Here is a 17,595-nt window from a genome sequence, read left to right as displayed (position 1 = left end):
CGTGGGGATCCTGAACCCCCTATACGACGCAGTGTCGTGGATCATCGTCCAGTTCCACTCGTTCTACAGCCTGATCTTCGACAAGGACAGCGGCTGGGCGTGGGGTCTGTCCATCGTCTCGCTGGTGGTCCTGATCCGCATCTGCCTGATCCCGCTGTTCGTGAAGCAGATCAAGTCGACGCGGAACATGCAGGCGCTCCAGCCGAAGATGAAGGCGATCCAGGAGCGCTACAAGAGCGACCGCCAGAAGCAGTCCGAAGAGATGATGAAGCTGTACAAGGAGACGGGCACCAACCCGCTCTCCTCGTGCCTGCCGATTCTGGCGCAGTCGCCGTTCTTCTTCGCCCTTTACCACGTGCTGAGCAACATCGCGAAGGGCCACAAGGTCGGTGTCATCGACCACAACCTCGTCGACAGTGCGCAGCACGCCCACATCTTCGGTGCCCCGCTGGCGGCGAAGTTCCTCGACAGCTCCTCCAAGGTCCAGGAACTGGGTGCGACGCTGGTCGATGTGCGTGTTGTCACCATCATCATGATCGTGATGATGTCGGCCTCGCAGTTCTTCACCCAGCGCCAGCTGATGACGAAGAACGTCGACATGACGGTCAAGACGCCGTTCATGCAGCAGCAGAAGATGCTGATGTACGTCTTCCCGGTCATCTTCGCCGTGATGGGTATCAACTTCCCCGTCGGTGTCCTCATCTACTGGCTGACCACCAATGTGTGGACGATGGGCCAGCAGATGTTCGTGATCTACCGCAACCCCACCCCGGGCAGCCTGGCCTTCCAGCAGCGCCAGGAGCGGCTGCGCGCCAAGGGCAAGCTCGTGGAGCCGCCGGAGGAGGTCGCCGCCAAGGAGGCCGTCGAGGTCGCGCGGGCGAACCGCACCCAGCCCAAGCGGCAGACCAAGGCCAAGCGGCACACCGGTGCCCCGGGCGGCGGCGCCCCCCGTGCGGGCGGTTCCGACAGCCAGAAGCAGGACGCGGGCGGCAGCGCCACGACCGACGGCGGCGGCTCCACGGAATCCTCCGGGTCTTCCGGCTCTTCCCCGGCGTCCGGTGGCGGCAGCAAGCCCAAGTCCGGCAGCGGCGGTGCGCCGCGGGCGGGAGCGCCGCGCGCCGGTGCGCCCCGTGCCGGGGCCCCGAAGGCGGGCGGTCAGAAGGGCGGCTCCGCGGGCAAGCAGTCCGGAGCCAAGGCCAAGCCGACCAACCTGTCGTCGAAGAAGAAGTAAGAGGAGAGTCCAGGCGTGAGCGACGTCAACACCGGCACGGCAACCGACAGCGGCTCGTCCGCGACTCTGACCCGGCTCGAGCAGGAGGGTGAGATCGCGGCGGACTATCTGGAGGGGCTGCTGGACATCGCCGACCTCGACGGTGACATCGACATGGATGTCGAGGGCGAGCGGGCTTCGGTGTCGATCATCGGCGACGGTTCCGCACGCGAGCTGACCAAGCTCGTGGGGCGGGACGGCGAGGTGCTGGAGGCGCTCCAGGAGCTCACCCGGCTCGCGGTGCACCGCGAGACCGGTGAGCGCAGCCGCCTGATGCTGGACATCGCCGGCTTCCGGGCCCGCAAGCGCGCCGAGCTGGCGCAGCTGGGCGCGGAGGCGGCCGCCGAGGCTAAGGAGACGGGCGAGCCGGTGAAGCTCGACCCGATGACGCCCTTCGAACGCAAGGTCGTCCATGACGCGGTGGCCGCTGCGGGACTGCGCAGCGAGTCCGAGGGCGAGGAGCCCCAGCGCCGGGTGGTCGTCCTGCCGGTCTGACGACCGGCTGCCGCCCCATGATCATTCGGCCCCGTCTGCTCGCAGGCGGGGCCGAATCTTGTCAGTCTGGACGAGCCCGAACGTGACGATCGACACGACAACCGACCACGAGAACCGACGAAAGGACAGTCCCGTGACGGAGGCAGCAGCGGAGCTTCCCGCGCCGCCGGAGCAGGCCGGGGCGGTGTTCGGCGACCGGTTCGCCGATGCGGTGCGCTATGCCGAGCTGCTGGCGGACGCCGGGGTGCACCGCGGCCTCATCGGTCCGCGCGAGGTGCCGCGGCTCTGGGAGCGGCATCTGCTGAACTGCGCGGTGCTCTCCGAGGTGATCGAGCAGGGCGTGTCGGTGTGCGACGTCGGCTCCGGTGCCGGCCTTCCCGGCATCCCGCTGGCACTGACCCGCCCCGACCTGGACATCACCCTGCTGGAGCCGCTGCTGCGCCGTACCACCTTCCTGGAGGAGGCGGTACGGCTGCTGGGGCTGGACAACGTCACGGTGGTGCGCGGCCGAGCGGAGGAGATGGTCGGCAAGCTGCCGCCGGTGGACGTGGTGACCGCGCGTGCCGTGGCGCCACTGGAACGGCTGGCCGGCTGGGGGCTGCCGCTGCTGAGGCCGCACGGGGAGATGGCGGTGCTCAAGGGCGACACCGCCGAGGAGGAGCTGAAGGCGGCGCGCGCGGCACTCGGCAAGCTCGGTGCGGTCGGCGCCTCGGTGGTCCAGGTCGGCGAGGGCGTCGTGGCCCCGCTGTCCACTGTGGTGCGCGTCCTGGTGGGCGAGAGCCCCGGCGGGGTACGGGCGGCGACGCGGCGGGCCAAGGCCGCTCGGGCGAGCCGGGCGCCGCGTGCCGGAGGCAACGCGGGACGCCGCCGGCGCTGAAGCCGGGCAGAGTGCGGCAGGGCAGGCACCGTCGGGGCTGAATGCGCCGACGGAAACGGTCAAAGCAGCATAATCCGGAGTGTCTGCCGCAATACCGGCGTGGTGCGGCGCATCGTGTTTCACGTGAAACGTCGCTCACTGCTTCCAGGAGTCCTCAGCCGCGGTCGGGCTGCTGCTGAGGCGCGCGCCAACAAACCGACCAAGACCAATTCGGCTGTGGATAACCGGGATTTGTCCACAGGCGGCCGGGGCTCGCTGGTTCAGCACCCCTCAGGCATGGCAGGCTCTTCTTATCGCGAGCCTGCTGTCGAGGAGAGTGAGTCATTGCGGTCCGACGCCAATATCGCGGGGCCGATGGCCGACCCGGTCCCCGGCCCCCGCACTGCTGAACCAGCCGGGGGATCACTTTCCACGCCCCCGGGGTTCGGGAGCGATGTTTCACGTGAAACATTGCCTCCTATGGATGACACCCCGATCGGCCGCGCGGCCCAGATGGCCGTCGAGGCGATGAACCGCACGGGCGAGGGGCTGCCGCGACCGCCGCAGACCCGCGTCATGGTGGTCGCCAACCAGAAGGGCGGAGTCGGCAAGACCACGACCACGGTGAACCTGGCGGCCTCGCTGGCGCTCCACGGCGCCCGAGTGCTGGTCATCGACCTCGACCCGCAGGGCAATGCGTCCACCGCGCTCGGCATCGACCACCACTCCGAAGTGCCGTCGATCTACGACGTGCTCGTGGAGAGCAAGCCGCTGTCCGACGTGGTCGTGCCGGTGGCCGACGTGGAGGGACTCTTCTGTGCACCCGCCACGATCGACCTGGCCGGCGCGGAGATCGAACTCGTCTCGCTGGTCGCCCGTGAGAGCCGGCTCCAGCGCGCCATCGAGGCCTACGAGCAGCCGCTGGACTACGTCCTGATCGACTGCCCGCCCTCGCTGGGACTCCTCACCGTCAACGCCCTGGTGGCGGGCGCCGAGGTGGTCATTCCGATCCAGTGTGAGTATTACGCGCTGGAGGGCCTCGGACAGTTGCTCAAGAACGTGGATCTCGTCCGGGCCCACCTCAATCCGAAGCTGCATGTCTCCACGATCCTGCTGACGATGTACGACGGCAGGACCCGGCTCGCCTCGCAGGTCGCCGAGGAGGTGCGCACCCACTTCGGCAAGGAGGTGCTGCGCACCAGCATCCCGCGGTCGGTACGCATCTCCGAGGCACCCAGCTATGGCCAGACCGTCCTCACCTACGACCCGGGCTCCAGCGGCGCCCTGTCCTATCTGGAGGCGGCGCGGGAAATGGCGTTGCGCGGTCTGCCGGGCGGCTTGACCGTGGAGTACCAGCCGCAGGAAGACCAGCACCATGAGCAGCACCCGCACAGCATGTCGGAGGGCATCCAGTGAGTGATCGACGCAGAGGACTTGGGCGCGGTCTCGGCGCGCTCATCCCGGCCGCGCCGCAGCCAACCAGTCCGGCGGCGGGAGCCGCTCCGGTGATGGTGCCGGACCGTGGTGTCGCGGCCGCCAAGGTGGCCGGGTTGGTGGACCGCCGTCCGACCGACGCGCCGCCCGTGGTGGACATCCCTGTTTCACGTGAAACAGAGCCGGATCTCTCCGCCGCCCGGGTGCCGGTGAGTGGCGCCTACTTCGCCGAGCTGGAACTCGACGCGATTACTCCCAACCCGCGGCAGCCGCGCGAGGTGTTCGACGAGGACGCGCTCAACGAGCTGATCACCTCGATCAAGGAGGTCGGGCTCCTCCAGCCCGTGGTCGTACGGCAGATCGGCTCGGACCGCTTCGAGCTCATCATGGGCGAGCGCCGCTGGCGGGCCTGCCGCGAGGCAGGGCTGGAGCGGATTCCGGCGATCGTCCGGGCCACCGACGACGAGAAGCTGCTTCTTGACGCCCTGCTGGAGAACCTGCACCGGGCCCAGCTCAACCCGCTGGAAGAGGCGGCCGCCTACGACCAACTGCTGCGGGACTTCTCCTGCACTCATGAGCAGCTGGCCGACCGGATCGGACGGTCGCGCTCGCAGGTCTCCAACACGCTGCGGCTCCTGAAGCTGCCGGCTCCGGTGCAACGCCGAGTGGCCGCCGGAGTGATCTCGTTCGGGCACGCTCGCGCGCTGCTCGCGCTGGAGGACTCCGAGGAGCAGGACCGGCTGGCGCTCCGGATCGTGGCCGAGGAGCTGTCGGTCCGCACGGTCGAAGAGATCGTGAAACTGATGAACAGCGAGCCGCGGACAGCGAAGAAGACGGCGGCGCCGCGGGCGGGACGCCGGGTGTCCCCGGCACTCACCCATCTCGCGACCCGGCTGTCCGACCGCTTCGACACCCGAGTGAAGGTCGACCTGGGCCAGAAGCGCGGAAAGATCGTCGTGGAGTTCGCGTCGATGGAGGATCTGGAACGCATCCTCGGCACGATGGCGCCGGGCGAGGGCAAGGTCCTGGAGAACCGGCTGGACGACGAAGCCGAGGACGACGACGAGTGACACCGTGGCACCCCGGCAGCACGGCCCGGGGTGCCACCGCCGTTCGGTAGCGACAGAAATGGGGTCTGTGGCACATGGGGCGTCGGCTGGTACCGCTCACGCTGGACAACCTTCCCGATCTCCCCAGACCCTGCAGACGCTGTGTCTTCTGGGAGCTCGACCCCGTGAGCGGCGAGGCCGCCGTTCAGGCGGGCAAGCCCGAGCTGGAGAAGGAAGCCTGGATCTCCGCCGCGCTGCTGGAGTGGGGGTCCTGCGGCCGGGTCGTCTACGTCGACGAGGTGCCGGCGGGCTTCGTCCTCTATGCGCCTGCCGCGTACGTGCCGCGGTCCACCGCCTTCCCGACGAGCCCGGTGTCACCGGACGCCGTCCAGCTGATGACCGCCCGGGTGCTGCCCGGCTACCAGGGCCAGGGCATCGGGCGGGTGCTCGTGCAGACCGTGGCGAAGGATCTGGTGCGACGGGGCTTCAAGGCGATCGAGGCCTTCGGAGATGCGACGTGGACCTCGCCCTCGTGCGTTCTCCCTGCGGACCATCTGCTCGCCGTCGGCTTCAAGACGGTCCGGCACCACCCCCGCTATCCCCGGCTGCGGCTGGAACTGCGCTCGACGATCTCCTGGAAGGAGGATGTCGAGATGGCCATTGACCGGCTGCTGGGCGCCGTACAGAAGGAGCCGGTCCTCCGGCCGCTCTGAGGACCCGCGATCGCGCAGGCGGGCCGCCAGGCGCCGCGGTACAGCCGAAGGGCCGGCTCCCCCGGAGGGGAGCCGGCCCTTCGTGTTCCACGTGGAACAGCCGCGGACTCAGCCGATGAAGTCGGACAGGTCCCGCAGCAGCGCTGCCTTGGGCTTGGCACCGACGATCGTCTTCACGACCTCGCCGCCCTTGTAGACGTTGAGCGTCGGGATCGACATCACGCCGTACTTGGCGGCTGTGACGGGGTTCTCGTCGATGTTGAGCTTGACGATGGTGATCTCGTCGGGGTGCTCCGCGGCGATGGACTCCAGCGACGGAGCGATCTGGCGGCACGGGCCGCACCACTCGGCCCAGAAGTCGACCAGAACAGGCTTGTCGCTGTTCAGAACCTCGTCGGCGAAGGTGTCGTCGGTCACGTGGATGGGCTTGCCGGCCACGGCAGTCTCCTCAGGTTCGATGGGATGCGGGGTGAAGGATTCAGGCGGGCTGTTCGGCGTCGCTGAGGGCGGCCAGGTAGCGCTCGGCGTCGAGGGCGGCGGAACATCCGGTGCCGGCCGCGGTGATCGCCTGGCGGTAGGAGTGGTCGACGACGTCCCCGGCGGCGAAGACTCCCGGGATGCTGGTGCGCGTGGTGGGCGACTGGACCTTGAGGTAGCCCTCGGCGTCCAGGTCGAGCACGCCCTTGAAGAGTTCCGTCCGCGGGTCGTGGCCGATCGCGATGAAGAGCCCGGTGACCGGCAGCTCGGAGGTCTCGCCGGTCTTGGTGCTGCGGAGCGTCAGGCTGGCGAGCTTGCCGTCGCCGTGGATCTCGGCGACCTCGCTGTCCCAGACAAAGGAGATCTTCGGGTCGGCGAATGCCCGCTCCTGCATCGCCTTGGACGCCCGAAGGGTGTCCCGCCTGTGCACGATCTTGACGGACTTGGCGAACCGGGAGAGGAAGGTCGCCTCCTCCATCGCGGTGTCGCCGCCGCCGATCACCGCGATGTCGTGCTCGCGGAAGAAGAAGCCGTCACAGGTGGCACACCAGGAGACGCCACGGCCGGAGAGCTGGTCCTCGTTCGGCAGATTGAGCTTGCGGTGCTGCGACCCGGTGGCGACGATCACGGCCTTCGCGCGGTGGACCGTGCCCGCCGTGTCGGTGACGGTCTTGATGTCACCCGACAGGTCGACGGCGACCACGTCGTCCGGAACCAGCTCGGCGCCGAAGCGCTCCGCCTGGGCGCGCATGTTGTCCATCAGGTCGGGGCCGATGATGCCGTCACGGAAGCCGGGGAAGTTCTCCACCTCGGTGGTGTTCATCAGCGCACCGCCGGCGGTGACCGAGCCCTCGAAGACCAGCGGGCTGAGGGAGGCGCGTGCCGTGTACAGCGCCGCGGTGTAGCCCGCGGGCCCCGAGCCGATGATGATCACGTTACGGACGTCGCTCACGGGTGTCTTCCTCGTCTCTGCGGACTGCGGTCGGGGTCCGGTACTGGCTGGACTCTCGTCGTGCCTAACGGATCCTACGGGGCGGGCATTCCCACGGTGGTGCAGCGCTCCAGGCGCACCGCCGCAAGCCCCCCAGGAGAGTCTCAGTCCCGCGGGTAGCTGTTCTGGAAGAGCACCTGGGCGGGAGTCGTGGCATTGCACGACGAGGTCAGCACGTAGGCGTCCACCAGGCTGCTGCTGTCCGGATCGGGGAGGACGACCACGAAGGAGTCGACGCCCTGGTACGGCTTCCGCTCGGCGGCCAGCGGCTTGTCGGTGCGCTGGGTGCCCTTGAGCACGCAGGAGGGGACGGACGTCACGGTGCCGTTGGGCGCGGCGACGACGGTGTCCCCCTTCTCGCTCAGCATCGGAGAGTTCGCCGGGCCGCCCGAGGATCTCGCGCCACCGAGAAGCCGCGCGACATCGCTCGCCACCGGGTCCGGAGGGGCGTCATCGTGGTTCGAGCCCTTGGCCGCGGCGCTGCTGTCGCTCTTCATGTTGCCGCTGGAGCCGCTGCGTGACGTGAGCTGATACGTGATCCCGCCCAGCACGAGGACAGCGGCCGCCCCGGCGGCAGTCAGCAGCAGCATCCGGCGTCCGCGCTCCCTTGCCCGCCCCGGGCCGGTGGGCCCGGCCGGGCGACCGGCGGGGGCCGATGTTCCACGTGGAACATCGCCGTGAAATCCGCCGGGCGTGGGGCGCGCTGTTTCACGTGGAACATCCGGCTGCTCGGTCACAGGCAGCGGCTCCGCGGCGAGCGCCGCGTCGATGCGTGCGGCCACGTCCGACGGCATCGCCTCGGGCTCCGGCAGCTCTGCGAGGAGTCCGCTGATTTCCTGGAGTGACGCCAGCACGTCCGCGCAGTCGGCGCAGGAGTCGACGTGGGCGCGGACCTGGGCGGCACGTTCGGCCGACAGGATGCCTTCGGCGAGGTCGGCGATCTCGATGACGTCGGGATGTGCGTTCTGGTCCGTACGCGATGTCATCGGGGGTCACCTCCGCTCTGTTCCATTCCTGCCGGTGGGACGGATGGCCCCGCCGACCGGTTCCTCTGGTTTCCGGGACCGCCGCTCGTACGATCCGCCCCGCCCGACCGAAGATGGGTCAGCAGCGGCAGCAACCGGGCGCGGCCCCGCGCGCATCTGCTCTTCACCGTGCCCTCAGGCACGGCCAGCACCGCGGCGGCCTCGGCCACCGGGTAGCCCTGCATGTCGACCAGCACGAGTGCGGCGCGCTGCTCGGGGGGCAGCGTGGCCAGAGCCCGCAAGAGCTCGCGGTGCAGCTCCTCGCGCTCGGCCGGAGCCTCGGCCGACTCGTGCGGTTCGAGATGTGCCTCGAGGCTGTCGTCATTGGCCATCGTGGCGGTCCGTCGGGACGCCGCCCGCCGGATCCGGTCCAGGCAGGCGTTCACCGTGATCCGGTGCAGCCAGGTGGTGACGGCCGACTGGCCACGGAAGGTGTGGGCGGACCGGAAGGCAGACACGAGCGCGTCCTGCACGGCGTCCGCCGCCTCCTCACGGTCGCCCAGGGTACGCAGGGCGACCGCCCACAGACGGTCCCGGTGTCGGCGGACCAGCTCGCCGAAGGCATCCGGCTCACCGGCCACATGGCGCGCGAGCAGGTCGGCGTCGACGGCTTCGCCGAGCGGTATTCGCTCCTCCAAGGCCGGACTCCCCCCGTTCCCGGTCGGTCAGCCGATGACGCTGATCTCCGAGATCTTGCCACGGAAATCACCGTTCGCGGTGGGCGGGAGCTTGGTCAGCCAGACCAGCAGATAGCGGGTGGTCACCGGAGAGGCGGGCTTGAGCGTCACCCGGGAGTCACCCGAGCCGGAGGCGACCTTGCTGAAGCCGCTCAGATCGGCGGGCTGGGAGCCCGTACCCGAGGCGGCGGCGCGCAGCTCCAGGTCGGTGTCGCCACCGCCCAGGTCGACGGTGACCGACGTGACGCGGTGGTCGCTGCCCAGATCCAGCACGAGCCCCACGCCGTCCTTGAGGCCGCCGAGGTCGGCCCGGGAGTACCAGTTCGTCTCCCAGTACGTCGAGGCGTCCTTGTCGTAGGCGTTGCCGACCAGCTTGGGCGATTCGACACCGTCGTCGCCCTGCGGGTCGAAGGACTTGGCCCCGACGATCGCCACCGGGGCCGCGGGCGGCGGCGCCGAATGCGGCTGCGCCGTGGGTGTGGGCGTCGGGGTGGGGGTGGAGTTCTCCCGGGACTTCAAGGCGTCCGCGAGCTGCCAGCTGCCGAGCCCGATGGCCACGATCAGCAGTGCCGACACGGCCCACTTGAGTGCGCTTCCCGTGCGGCCCGGGAGCGCGGGAGGCGGGGCCGGTGCCGCTTCCGGGGCGGGGTAGAGGGACGCGTTCGCGGGCGGCTTCGGGGGCTGCTGGAAGGCGGGCTGCCGGTAGACCGGCTTGGGGTGCTCGGGCGGCCGGATCCGCGGGATGCCGGCGATCGCCTTCGCCAGCTCCTCCGGGGTGGTGCAGGGCGGCTCCTCGCGGGAGGCGGTCGCGCCGTCGTTGACGAGGGCGCGCATCGCCACGTCCGACAGGGCCCGGTTGACCCCCGCGCGCAGCTGGTCGGGCGCGACCAGGCCGACGCCCTTGGGGAGCCCCGACAGACCGTGCGCGTCGTCCTCGTAGGGCCAGCGCTGGGTGAGGGAGGCGTAGATAAGGGCGCCGATCGCCTCGGTGTCCTGCCGCTGCGGTCGGTCGGCGTTGAGCCCGCGTAGGGCGGCGGCGACAGCGAGCCCGCGGATGCGGTACTGCCCGGAGCTGGTGCGCAGCACGGCCCCCGGGTCCAGCCGCAGATGTGCCAGCCCCTCGCGGTGGGCGGCGGCCATGCCCTGGGAGACCTGGCTGGCCATCTGGTAGGTCTCGTGCGGCTCCAGCGGCCCCGAGGCGAGCAGATCCGCCAGCGAGATGGCGTCGGGCAGCCACTCGTGGATCACGTAGACCAGCTCGTCCTCCTCGACGGCGTCGAGGACCTGGACGAAGCGCGGGTCGCCGAGCAGCGCCGCGGAACGGGCGGCGGCGAGCACCTGCCGGGCCCGCGGGTGCTCGGCGGGCAGCAGGTGGATGCCGACAGCCCGGCGGAGCTTCTCGTCCACCGCGCGCCAGCTGCTGAAGCCGTCAACCCGGGTCACGCACTCCGCGAGCTGGTAGCGGCGGGCGAGCCGATGGCCGCTGTGCAGATCCGGCGCTGCGGGCTTGGGGCGGGGGCGCGGCCGGGGCTTGTCCGCAGGGGGCTCGGTGGCGGTCTGCGGGGCTTGCGCGGGGGCGTCCGGCCCGCTGGTGCCGGACTCGGGCGCCGGCTCCTCCACAGGCCGCTCGTCGGCGCCGGACGCACTGTCGGCGGATGTCTCGGCGCCGGACGCGGTGCCGGCGGCTGTTTCGGAACCGGTGGACGTGTCGGGGTCCTGCGTCGTCTGCTGTGCGGTCACGTCGGTGGTGGAATCGCCCTCTGCCGTGTCCTCGGGTGGGGTGCCGCCGTCGGCGCTGCTGCCGTGCCGGCCGTCCGTCGGCGTTTCGTCGGGTGTGCCGTCCTGCTGGGGGTCAGGCAGTGCGCTGCCCTCATCGGCCACCTCGACGGCCGCCGTGCTCCGATCCGCCACCGTCGTTCCTGCCTCCCCATCCAGTGCACGATCTCACATCGAGCCGAGGACAATTGTGCCCGCACTCCGGCTCTATGCACGACACACGGCGGCCCGCGATGGTTGCCCGCGGGTGGCGCGGCAGCGCGCGGCGGGCGCCGTCAGCGCCCGAGCCGCCCCCGCACCATGCCGATCATGCCGTTCAGCTCCTGGATCCGCATCTGCTTCGCGATCAGCAGGAAGATGCCCCCGAGCAGACCGCCGCCGACCACCAGCGACGCCAGCGACCCGGTCACCCCGCCGCCCAGCTTGTCGCTGAGGACCCACACCGCGATCCCGGCGATCGCGGCGGCCGGGATGCAGGCCCCGACGAGCCGGGCATACGTGCGGACCACCCGGCGGCCGTCGAGATCGCCGCCCAGCCGGGCGCGCAGTCGCTTGACGGCCACCCCGACGCCGACCGCGTAGGCCAGGCCGTAGGAGAAGGCCATGCCGACCACCGCCCAGCGGGCGGGCAGCACCAGGAAGCAGAAGCCGGAGGCCGCCGCGTTGACGGCGGCGACGATCACGGTGTTGTAGAAGGGGGTGCGGGTGTCCTCGAAGGCGTAGAAGCCGCGCAGGATGACGTATTGCACGGAGTAGGGGATCAGGCCACCGCCGAAGGCCATCAGGATGAAGCCGATGTTGCGGGCCGACCCCGCGTTGGTGCTGGCGTAGAGCAGGGTGCACATCGGCACGCCCAGGGCGAGGAACGCGAAGGCGGCGGGCACGATCGCGACCGCCGAGGTCCGCAGGCCGTAGGAGATGTCGTCGCGGACCGCGGTGATGTCGCCGTCGGCGGCGGCACGCGAGATCCGCGGCAGCACCGCGGCCATCACCGACACCGTGATGATCGCCTGCGGCATCTGCCAGATCAGCAGCGCGTTGTTGTAGGCCGTGATGCCCGTGCCCTGGAAGCCGCTCTTGTCGGCGTTGGCGCCCGCCCAGGTGGCGAGCTGGGTGACCACGATCAGGCCGGCCTGGTTGGCGAGCACGAAGAAGAAAGTCCACTTCGCGAGCTTGGCGGCCTTGCCGAGCCCGTGCCCGCGCCAGTCGAAGCGCGGGCGGAATCTGAACCCGGCGTCGCGCAGGTAGGGCAGCATCGCCAGCGACTGCACCACCAGGCCGAGCAGGGTGCCGATGCCCAGCAGCCGGGCGCCCTCGGGGGTGATGGTGGTGGCGTCCATCCGGGTGGTGCTGTAGGAGCCGTAGACCCAGATGAACATGCCGAAGGTGAAGATCACCACGATGTTGTTCAGCACCGGGGTCCACATCATCGCGCCGAAGCGGCCGCGCGCGTTGAGTACCTGGCCCATGACCACGTGGACGCCCATGAAGAAGATCGTGGGCAGGCAGTAGCGGGCGAAGGCGATCGCCACGTCGTACGTGTCAGGGTTGTCGGCGATCTTGGCGGACATCAGCCGGATCAGCAGCGGCGCCGCGATCACGGTGACTGCGACGATGCCGCCGAGCACCACCATCACCACGGTCAGCAGCCGGTTGGCGTACGCCGAGCCGCCGTCCTCGTCGTCCTTCATCGCCCGCACCAGCTGCGGGACGAACACCGAGTTCAGGCCGCCGCCGATGGTGAGGATGTAGATCATCGTCGGCAGGGTGTTCGCGACGGCGTAGGAGTCGCCGAGGGTCGCCACGCCGATCGCGGCGGCGATCACCAGGGTGCGCACGAAGCCGGTGAGACGGGACACCAGGGTGCCCGCGGCCATCAGGGCACTGGACTTGAGGATGCCGCCGCCCTTGGCCGCCGGGGCGGGGGCGGGGGCCGCCCGCCGGGGCGCGCCCGTGCCGGCGGGAGCGCCCTGCTGCGGGCCCTGCGGCGAGTGCCCGGGCTGCTGATAGTCCTGCGGCGGGTACTGCTGCTGCCGCGGGTCCTCGTAGGGCTGCTGGTACGGCTCCTGGTAAGGCTGCTGGTAGGGGTAGCCGTAGCGGGAGTCCGCGTAGCGCGGGTCGACGTACTGCTGGTCGGCGTAGCGCGCGTCGCCGTACGCCTCGCCGCGGTACATCTCCTGGGCGTAGCCGGTGTCCTGGAAGACCGGCAGCGAGAAGCCGGTCGTCTCGTTCGCCGACGGCACGTGCGGATAGCCGGCGGGGTAGCCGTACTGCTGCGCCTGATACTCCTGGTGGCCGCCGCCCTGCTGATAGCCGCTCTGGCCGCTCTGGTAGCCGCCGTCCTGCGGATAGCCCTGTTGCTGCTGCGGGTAGCCCTGCTCGTACCCGCCCTGCTGGTAGCCGGTGTGCGGGTCGTAGCCGCCCTGCTGTTGCGGGTAGCCCTGCTGGTAGCCGTTGTCCTGCTGCGGATACTGCGGCTGCTGGTCCCGGAAGAGGTGCGCGAAGGCGTCGTAGTCCTGGCCCTGCTGCTCCTGGCCCGGGCCCGGCGCGTCCGCCGCCGGATACTGCGGATACTGCGCCGCGTCCGGGTAGGGGTCCTGCTGCTGGTAGCCGGGCTGCTGCTGCCACTGCGCCGGATCCTGCTGCTGGTACGGATCGTAGGCATACGTGTTCTGCAGATACGGGTCAGGTGCCGTCGGACCCTGGTCGGGGGGTTGGGGCATCTGGCCCGCAGAGTCGCGGTCACCGTCATACGGTGCGTTCATCAGTGCCCCACCTTATTGTCTCCGGCTACCCGTCCACTTTCTCACCTGCTGGTGATGGCTCCCAGGTTTCCTGCCCGGTGTCAGCGGCAGGGTCACCCGGCTGCTCCGGGTCGTCTCCGTCCGGATCCCCGTCGCTGTCCCCGCCGTCCTCGCCGTCGTCACCGCCGCCCGCGGCGGCCAGCTTCTTTCGCTGACGGTAGATCCGTACCCCGGCCAGGACCAGGAGCAGCAGTCCGGCGCCGATGACGAGCATCACGAGGTCGGTGACCTTGTTGATGTGGACGTCGAAGGCCGTGGACCTCCCGTACATCTGATTGTCCACGGTGTAGAGGGCAGCGACGACGTTGACCGTCCCGTTCGCGCTGGCCTTGGTCTGGAACTTCAGGGTACGGGTGTGGCCGCCCTCGATGGTGATCGGCTGGTCGGCGTCCTTGATCTCCAGCCGGATGTTGGCGCCCGACGTGAGCTTCAGCACCACGTTCACCGGCTGGCTGAGTTCGTTCTTCACCGTGATCGGGATGGTGCCGCTGCGTCCGGACAGCGTCAGCGCCGTCTTGTCGATGATGCGGACCGACTCGATGAGGTCCGTGAGGTAGAAGCCGATCGCGTTGCGGTAGGCCGCGGCGCCCGCCAGGTCCCCACGCCAGCTGGTGGACATCGAACGCAGCACCGCGTTGCCGAACGGGACGGTGACGCGGTCCTGGCGAGTGAGGATCACCACGAAGGTGTTGAGGTGCTTCTGGGTCTCACTGATCTGCGTGAAGTCCTGGACGGTCGACTCCTGCTTGCGCAGCTTCGCCGGATAGGCCTTCGACGACGGCACCGAGCGGTTCGCGCGAGAGTCGGCGTGGGCGGAGGCCGCCTCGTCGAAGTAGACCGGTGTGGCCCACGCCGCTGCCGAGGTCTCGTGGACCGCCTCCGCCATGGCCCGGGCCTGGGCCGCGGTGGGCATCCGTTGCGGCGCGACCACCACCGAGCGCTGCCTCTCCGGCGCCTCCATGGTGATCATCAGCGTCTGTGCGATGTAGCTCTGCACCGCGAGATCGGCGTCCTGCGGGTCGGACATGGCACCGATGAAGGTGGTGGACAGCGTTGCGTCGCTGACCACGGCGGTGGTGCCCTTGCCGATCGGCCGGGCCGCGTTCGGGGTGTAGTCCAGGCCCTCGCTCTCGTGGAAGGTGTCGCTGCGGGCGATGATCCGCTTGGCGCCGCCGGTCCGGGCGACCGAGACGATGGACGGGTCGATCGCACCGTCCACCGGCCAGGCCACGTCCGCGGTCGGCGTATCGCCGAGGATCGTCTCGACGGTGCTCAGCCCGAGTGCCGCACCGGTCTTCAAGTAGCCCGTGGTGCCCGGGACCTTCTGGCCCTGGTGGGCCACGGAGGCGAGGTCGGTGTCACCGAACGGGAGGGCGATCACCTGGTCGCCGGCGACCGCGAGCCTGAGGTCCTTCAGCCACTGTTTGGCGAGGTCGGTGCCCGTCCCCGCGGTGGTCTTGGTGACGTCGCCGCCGGGGCCCGCGACCCGGTAGCCCTTGGTCATGAACTCCACGGTGGCGAGCAGGTCGGGGTCGACAACCCAGGTCACCTGCAGATTCCTGGCCAGGTCGACCATCGTCCGCAGCCGACCGCCCGGCGCCAGCTCGGCGGCGAGCTCGTCGTCGAGGAAGATCGGGCTGCGCTGGGAGTCGGTGTCACCGCGCGGTGCGATGTGCGAGGTGTCGATCAGCGGCCACAGGTAGCTGATCTTGGTGTGCTTGGTGCCGGTGGCATCGTCCTCGCCGTACCAGGGCAGGAAGGTGCGGTTGATGCCGACGACGTGCTCCGTCGAGTCGGACGAGGTGCTGCCCTCCAGCGCGACGCCCAGCTGGTAGACGCCGGCGTCGGTGAAATCGAGGGCGCTCGCCGGGACGCTGATGCTGAAGGTGCTCTTCCCGCCCACCGGGAGGTCCTCGACGTCAGTGGTGTACCCCTTGACCTCGTCGCCGTCCTGCGCGTAGCTGTAGCCGGTCCGGGAGGCGGCGTTCTTGAGGGCGCTGCGGGTCTCCAGGCGGCCGTCGGAGCGCACCCGGAGGCCGACGTGGGCGTCGGTGACGGCGGACTTGCCGTTGTTGGTCAGCCGACCGGAGACGGTGATCGTGCTGCCCTTGGCGGGGATGCGCGGGGTGAGGACGTCCAGCGAGACCGCGACCGCACGCGAGCCGGACGGGGCCGCCGCCTGGGCGGCGGGCGCGGCGGTGGCCTGCAGCAGTCCGGTCAGCAAAGCTCCGCCGGTAGCCAGAGCCAGGAGCCGCGCCATCCGGCGCCGGACCCGGGACGGGGACTTTCCGGGTGACTGTGCCGCCTCGCCCACGCGTTCGCCCGTCCTCGTCTGTGGATCTGATCGTCTGCCGTGCTGGTCCATCCGATGTGCGTGTTGGCATGGTAACGATCGGCGCTGTGCCGCAGTGCCGTGGACGGCAGCTTGGGACGGGTTGATACGGGCTTGGTACCGGAGCCCGGCCGGGCCGGGAAACCTGTGCGCGCGGGGCACTCGCGGACCCGTACCCTTTTACGTTGTGCCGAATGCCAACAATGCCGCTCAGACCCCGTCGTCCGCCGGTGCCGCACAGGCCTCCCGCCGGGTCGAGCCCGTAGCCGAGGACCTGGGGCGCCGCTTCCGCGCTGCCGGGTTCGCGCTCGCCCTGGTCGGCGGGTCGGTCCGGGACACCCTGCTGGGCCGGCTCGGCAACGACCTGGACTTCACCACCGACGCGCGCCCCGAGCAGGTCCTGAAGCTCCTGCGGCCGTGGGCGGACGCGGTGTGGGAGGTCGGCATCGCCTTCGGCACGGTCGGCGGCATGAAGAAGGCGCAGGGGCTGGACGGCGTGACACGCGGCTTCCAGATCGAGGTCACCACCTACCGCAGCGAGGCGTACGACCGTACGTCCCGCAAGCCCGAGGTCTCCTACGGCGACACCATCGAGGAGGATCTGGTCCGCCGGGACTTCACGGTCAACGCGATGGCGGTGGCGCTGCCCGAGAGCGACTTCATCGATCCCTACGGCGGCCTCAACGACCTAGCCGCCCGGGTGCTGCGTACTCCGGGGGCACCTGAGGCGTCCTTCTCCGACGATCCGCTGCGGATGCTGCGTGCCGCCCGCTTCGCCGCCCAGCTGGACTTCGAGGTGGCGCCCGAGGTGGTCGCCGCCATGACGGAGATGGCCGACCGGATCGAGATCGTCTCCGCCGAGCGGATCCGGGACGAGCTGAACAAGCTGATCCTCTCCGACAACCCCCGCAAGGGGCTGCGGCTGCTGGTGGACACGGGGCTCGCCGACCGGGTGCTGCCCGAGCTGTCGGCCCTGAGGCTGGAGCGTGACGAGCACTTCCGGCACAAGGACGTCTACGAACACACCCTGACGGTGCTGGAGCAGGCCATCGACCTGGAGGACGACGGGCCGGACCTCGTGCTGCGGCTGGCCGCGCTGCTGCACGACATCGGCAAGCCGAAGACCCGGCGCTTCGAGTCGGACGGCCGGGTCTCCTTCCACCACCACGAGGTGGTGGGTGCCAAGCTGACCAAGGCGCGCATGCTTCAGCTGAAGTACTCCAACGAGCTGGTGAAGGACGTCTCCCGGCTGGTCGAGCTGCACCTGCGCTTCCACGGCTACGGCAGCGGCGAGTGGACCGACTCCGCGGTGCGCCGCTACGTACGGGATGCGGGGCCGCTGCTGGAGCGGCTGCACAAGCTGACCCGCTCCGACTGCACGACCCGCAACAAGCGCAAGGCGGCGGCGCTGTCGCGGACGTACGACAGCCTGGAGGCGCGGATCGCCGAACTCCAGGAGCAGGAGGAGCTGGATGCGATCCGGCCCGACCTGGACGGCAACCAGATCATGTCCGTGCTGGGAATCCCGCCGGGGCCTGTGGTGGGCAAGGCGTACCAGTATCTGCTGGAGCTGCGGCTGGAGAACGGCCCGCTGGGCGAGGAGGCCGCAACCGCGGCCCTGCACGAGTGGTGGGCGGCGCAGTCCGCCGGCTGAGAGTGGGCCTTCCTGCCGGGCGAGCGGGGGCATGTTTCACGT

Annotated in this window: 14 protein-coding genes; 7 read left to right on the top strand and 7 right to left on the bottom strand. The window is 70.1% G+C overall.

Going from position 1 to position 17,595, the window contains the following annotated elements; translation table 11 throughout:
• Position 1 precedes the first annotated feature (1 nt).
• The 6 genes from yidC to IH54_RS0103230 all read left to right on the top strand — a co-directional run bounded on the left by yidC (position 2) and on the right by IH54_RS0103230 (position 5,817).
• Complete coding sequence (yidC, locus tag IH54_RS0103255; protein ID WP_234343329.1) at positions 2-1,231, top strand: membrane protein insertase YidC; 1,230 nt, start codon at positions 2-4, stop codon at positions 1,229-1,231.
• Between the two features lie 15 nt (positions 1,232-1,246).
• Entirely contained in the window at positions 1,247-1,765 is a 519-nt protein-coding gene (locus IH54_RS0103250) for a protein jag (protein ID WP_031512711.1), read from the top strand.
• A 133-nt stretch (positions 1,766-1,898) separates the two neighbouring features.
• Positions 1,899-2,642, top strand: coding sequence for a 16S rRNA (guanine(527)-N(7))-methyltransferase RsmG (gene rsmG / locus IH54_RS0103245; RefSeq protein WP_043179612.1), 744 nt, complete (start codon positions 1,899-1,901; stop codon positions 2,640-2,642).
• A 276-nt stretch (positions 2,643-2,918) separates the two neighbouring features.
• Positions 2,919-4,037 (top strand): ParA family protein, encoded by a 1,119-nt coding sequence (locus IH54_RS0103240; protein ID WP_078861893.1) that lies wholly within the window; start codon positions 2,919-2,921, stop codon positions 4,035-4,037.
• Positions 4,034-5,125, top strand: a complete 1,092-nt coding sequence (locus IH54_RS0103235; protein ID WP_031512706.1) for a ParB/RepB/Spo0J family partition protein — start codon at positions 4,034-4,036, stop codon at positions 5,123-5,125. The genes IH54_RS0103240 and IH54_RS0103235 overlap by 4 nt, the downstream gene beginning before the upstream one ends.
• 74 nt (positions 5,126-5,199) lie before the next feature.
• Positions 5,200-5,817, top strand: a complete 618-nt coding sequence (locus IH54_RS0103230; protein WP_031512705.1) for a GNAT family N-acetyltransferase — start codon at positions 5,200-5,202, stop codon at positions 5,815-5,817.
• Positions 5,818-5,925: 108 nt separating this feature from the next.
• Here the strand turns inward: IH54_RS0103230 and trxA are convergent, their stop codons facing one another.
• The 7 genes from trxA to IH54_RS0103195 form a co-directional block, all read right to left on the bottom strand.
• Positions 5,926-6,255 (bottom strand): thioredoxin, encoded by a 330-nt coding sequence (gene trxA / locus IH54_RS0103225; RefSeq protein WP_031512704.1) that lies wholly within the window; start codon positions 6,253-6,255, stop codon positions 5,926-5,928.
• 40 nt (positions 6,256-6,295) lie between these two features.
• A complete protein-coding gene (gene trxB / locus IH54_RS0103220; RefSeq protein ID WP_031512702.1) occupies positions 6,296-7,246 on the bottom strand; it encodes a thioredoxin-disulfide reductase in 951 nt (316 codons plus the stop codon).
• A 143-nt stretch (positions 7,247-7,389) separates the two neighbouring features.
• Positions 7,390-8,271, bottom strand: coding sequence for an anti-sigma factor family protein (locus IH54_RS0103215; protein ID WP_031512701.1), 882 nt, complete (start codon positions 8,269-8,271; stop codon positions 7,390-7,392).
• The gene (gene sigM, locus IH54_RS0103210) at positions 8,268-8,948 is read right to left on the bottom strand and encodes an RNA polymerase sigma factor SigM (protein ID WP_031512699.1); all 681 of its coding nucleotides are present in this window, start codon (positions 8,946-8,948) and stop codon (positions 8,268-8,270) included. The genes IH54_RS0103215 and sigM overlap by 4 nt, the downstream gene beginning before the upstream one ends.
• 27 nt (positions 8,949-8,975) lie before the next feature.
• Positions 8,976-10,898, bottom strand: coding sequence for a protein kinase family protein (locus tag IH54_RS0103205; RefSeq protein ID WP_107060080.1), 1,923 nt, complete (start codon positions 10,896-10,898; stop codon positions 8,976-8,978).
• Between the two features lie 140 nt (positions 10,899-11,038).
• On the bottom strand, positions 11,039-13,528 hold the full coding sequence (murJ, locus tag IH54_RS0103200; RefSeq protein WP_031512697.1) for a murein biosynthesis integral membrane protein MurJ: 2,490 nt from the start codon (positions 13,526-13,528) through the stop codon (positions 11,039-11,041).
• Between the two features lie 25 nt (positions 13,529-13,553).
• On the bottom strand, positions 13,554-15,827 hold the full coding sequence (locus IH54_RS0103195; RefSeq protein WP_052397011.1) for a DUF6049 family protein: 2,274 nt from the start codon (positions 15,825-15,827) through the stop codon (positions 13,554-13,556).
• 259 nt (positions 15,828-16,086) lie between these two features.
• On the opposite strand from IH54_RS0103195, the gene IH54_RS0103190 reads away from it, so the two are divergent.
• The gene (locus IH54_RS0103190; RefSeq protein ID WP_031512693.1) at positions 16,087-17,553 is read left to right on the top strand and encodes a CCA tRNA nucleotidyltransferase; all 1,467 of its coding nucleotides are present in this window, start codon (positions 16,087-16,089) and stop codon (positions 17,551-17,553) included.
• The last annotated feature ends 42 nt before the right edge of the window (positions 17,554-17,595 follow it).

Source organism: Streptomyces sp. NRRL F-5123, assembly GCF_000721495.1.
In the GTDB taxonomy this organism is placed as follows: domain Bacteria; phylum Actinomycetota; class Actinomycetes; order Streptomycetales; family Streptomycetaceae; genus Actinacidiphila.
Note: the sequence above shows the minus strand (reverse complement) of the source record. Positions and strands in the feature narration are given on the sequence as shown.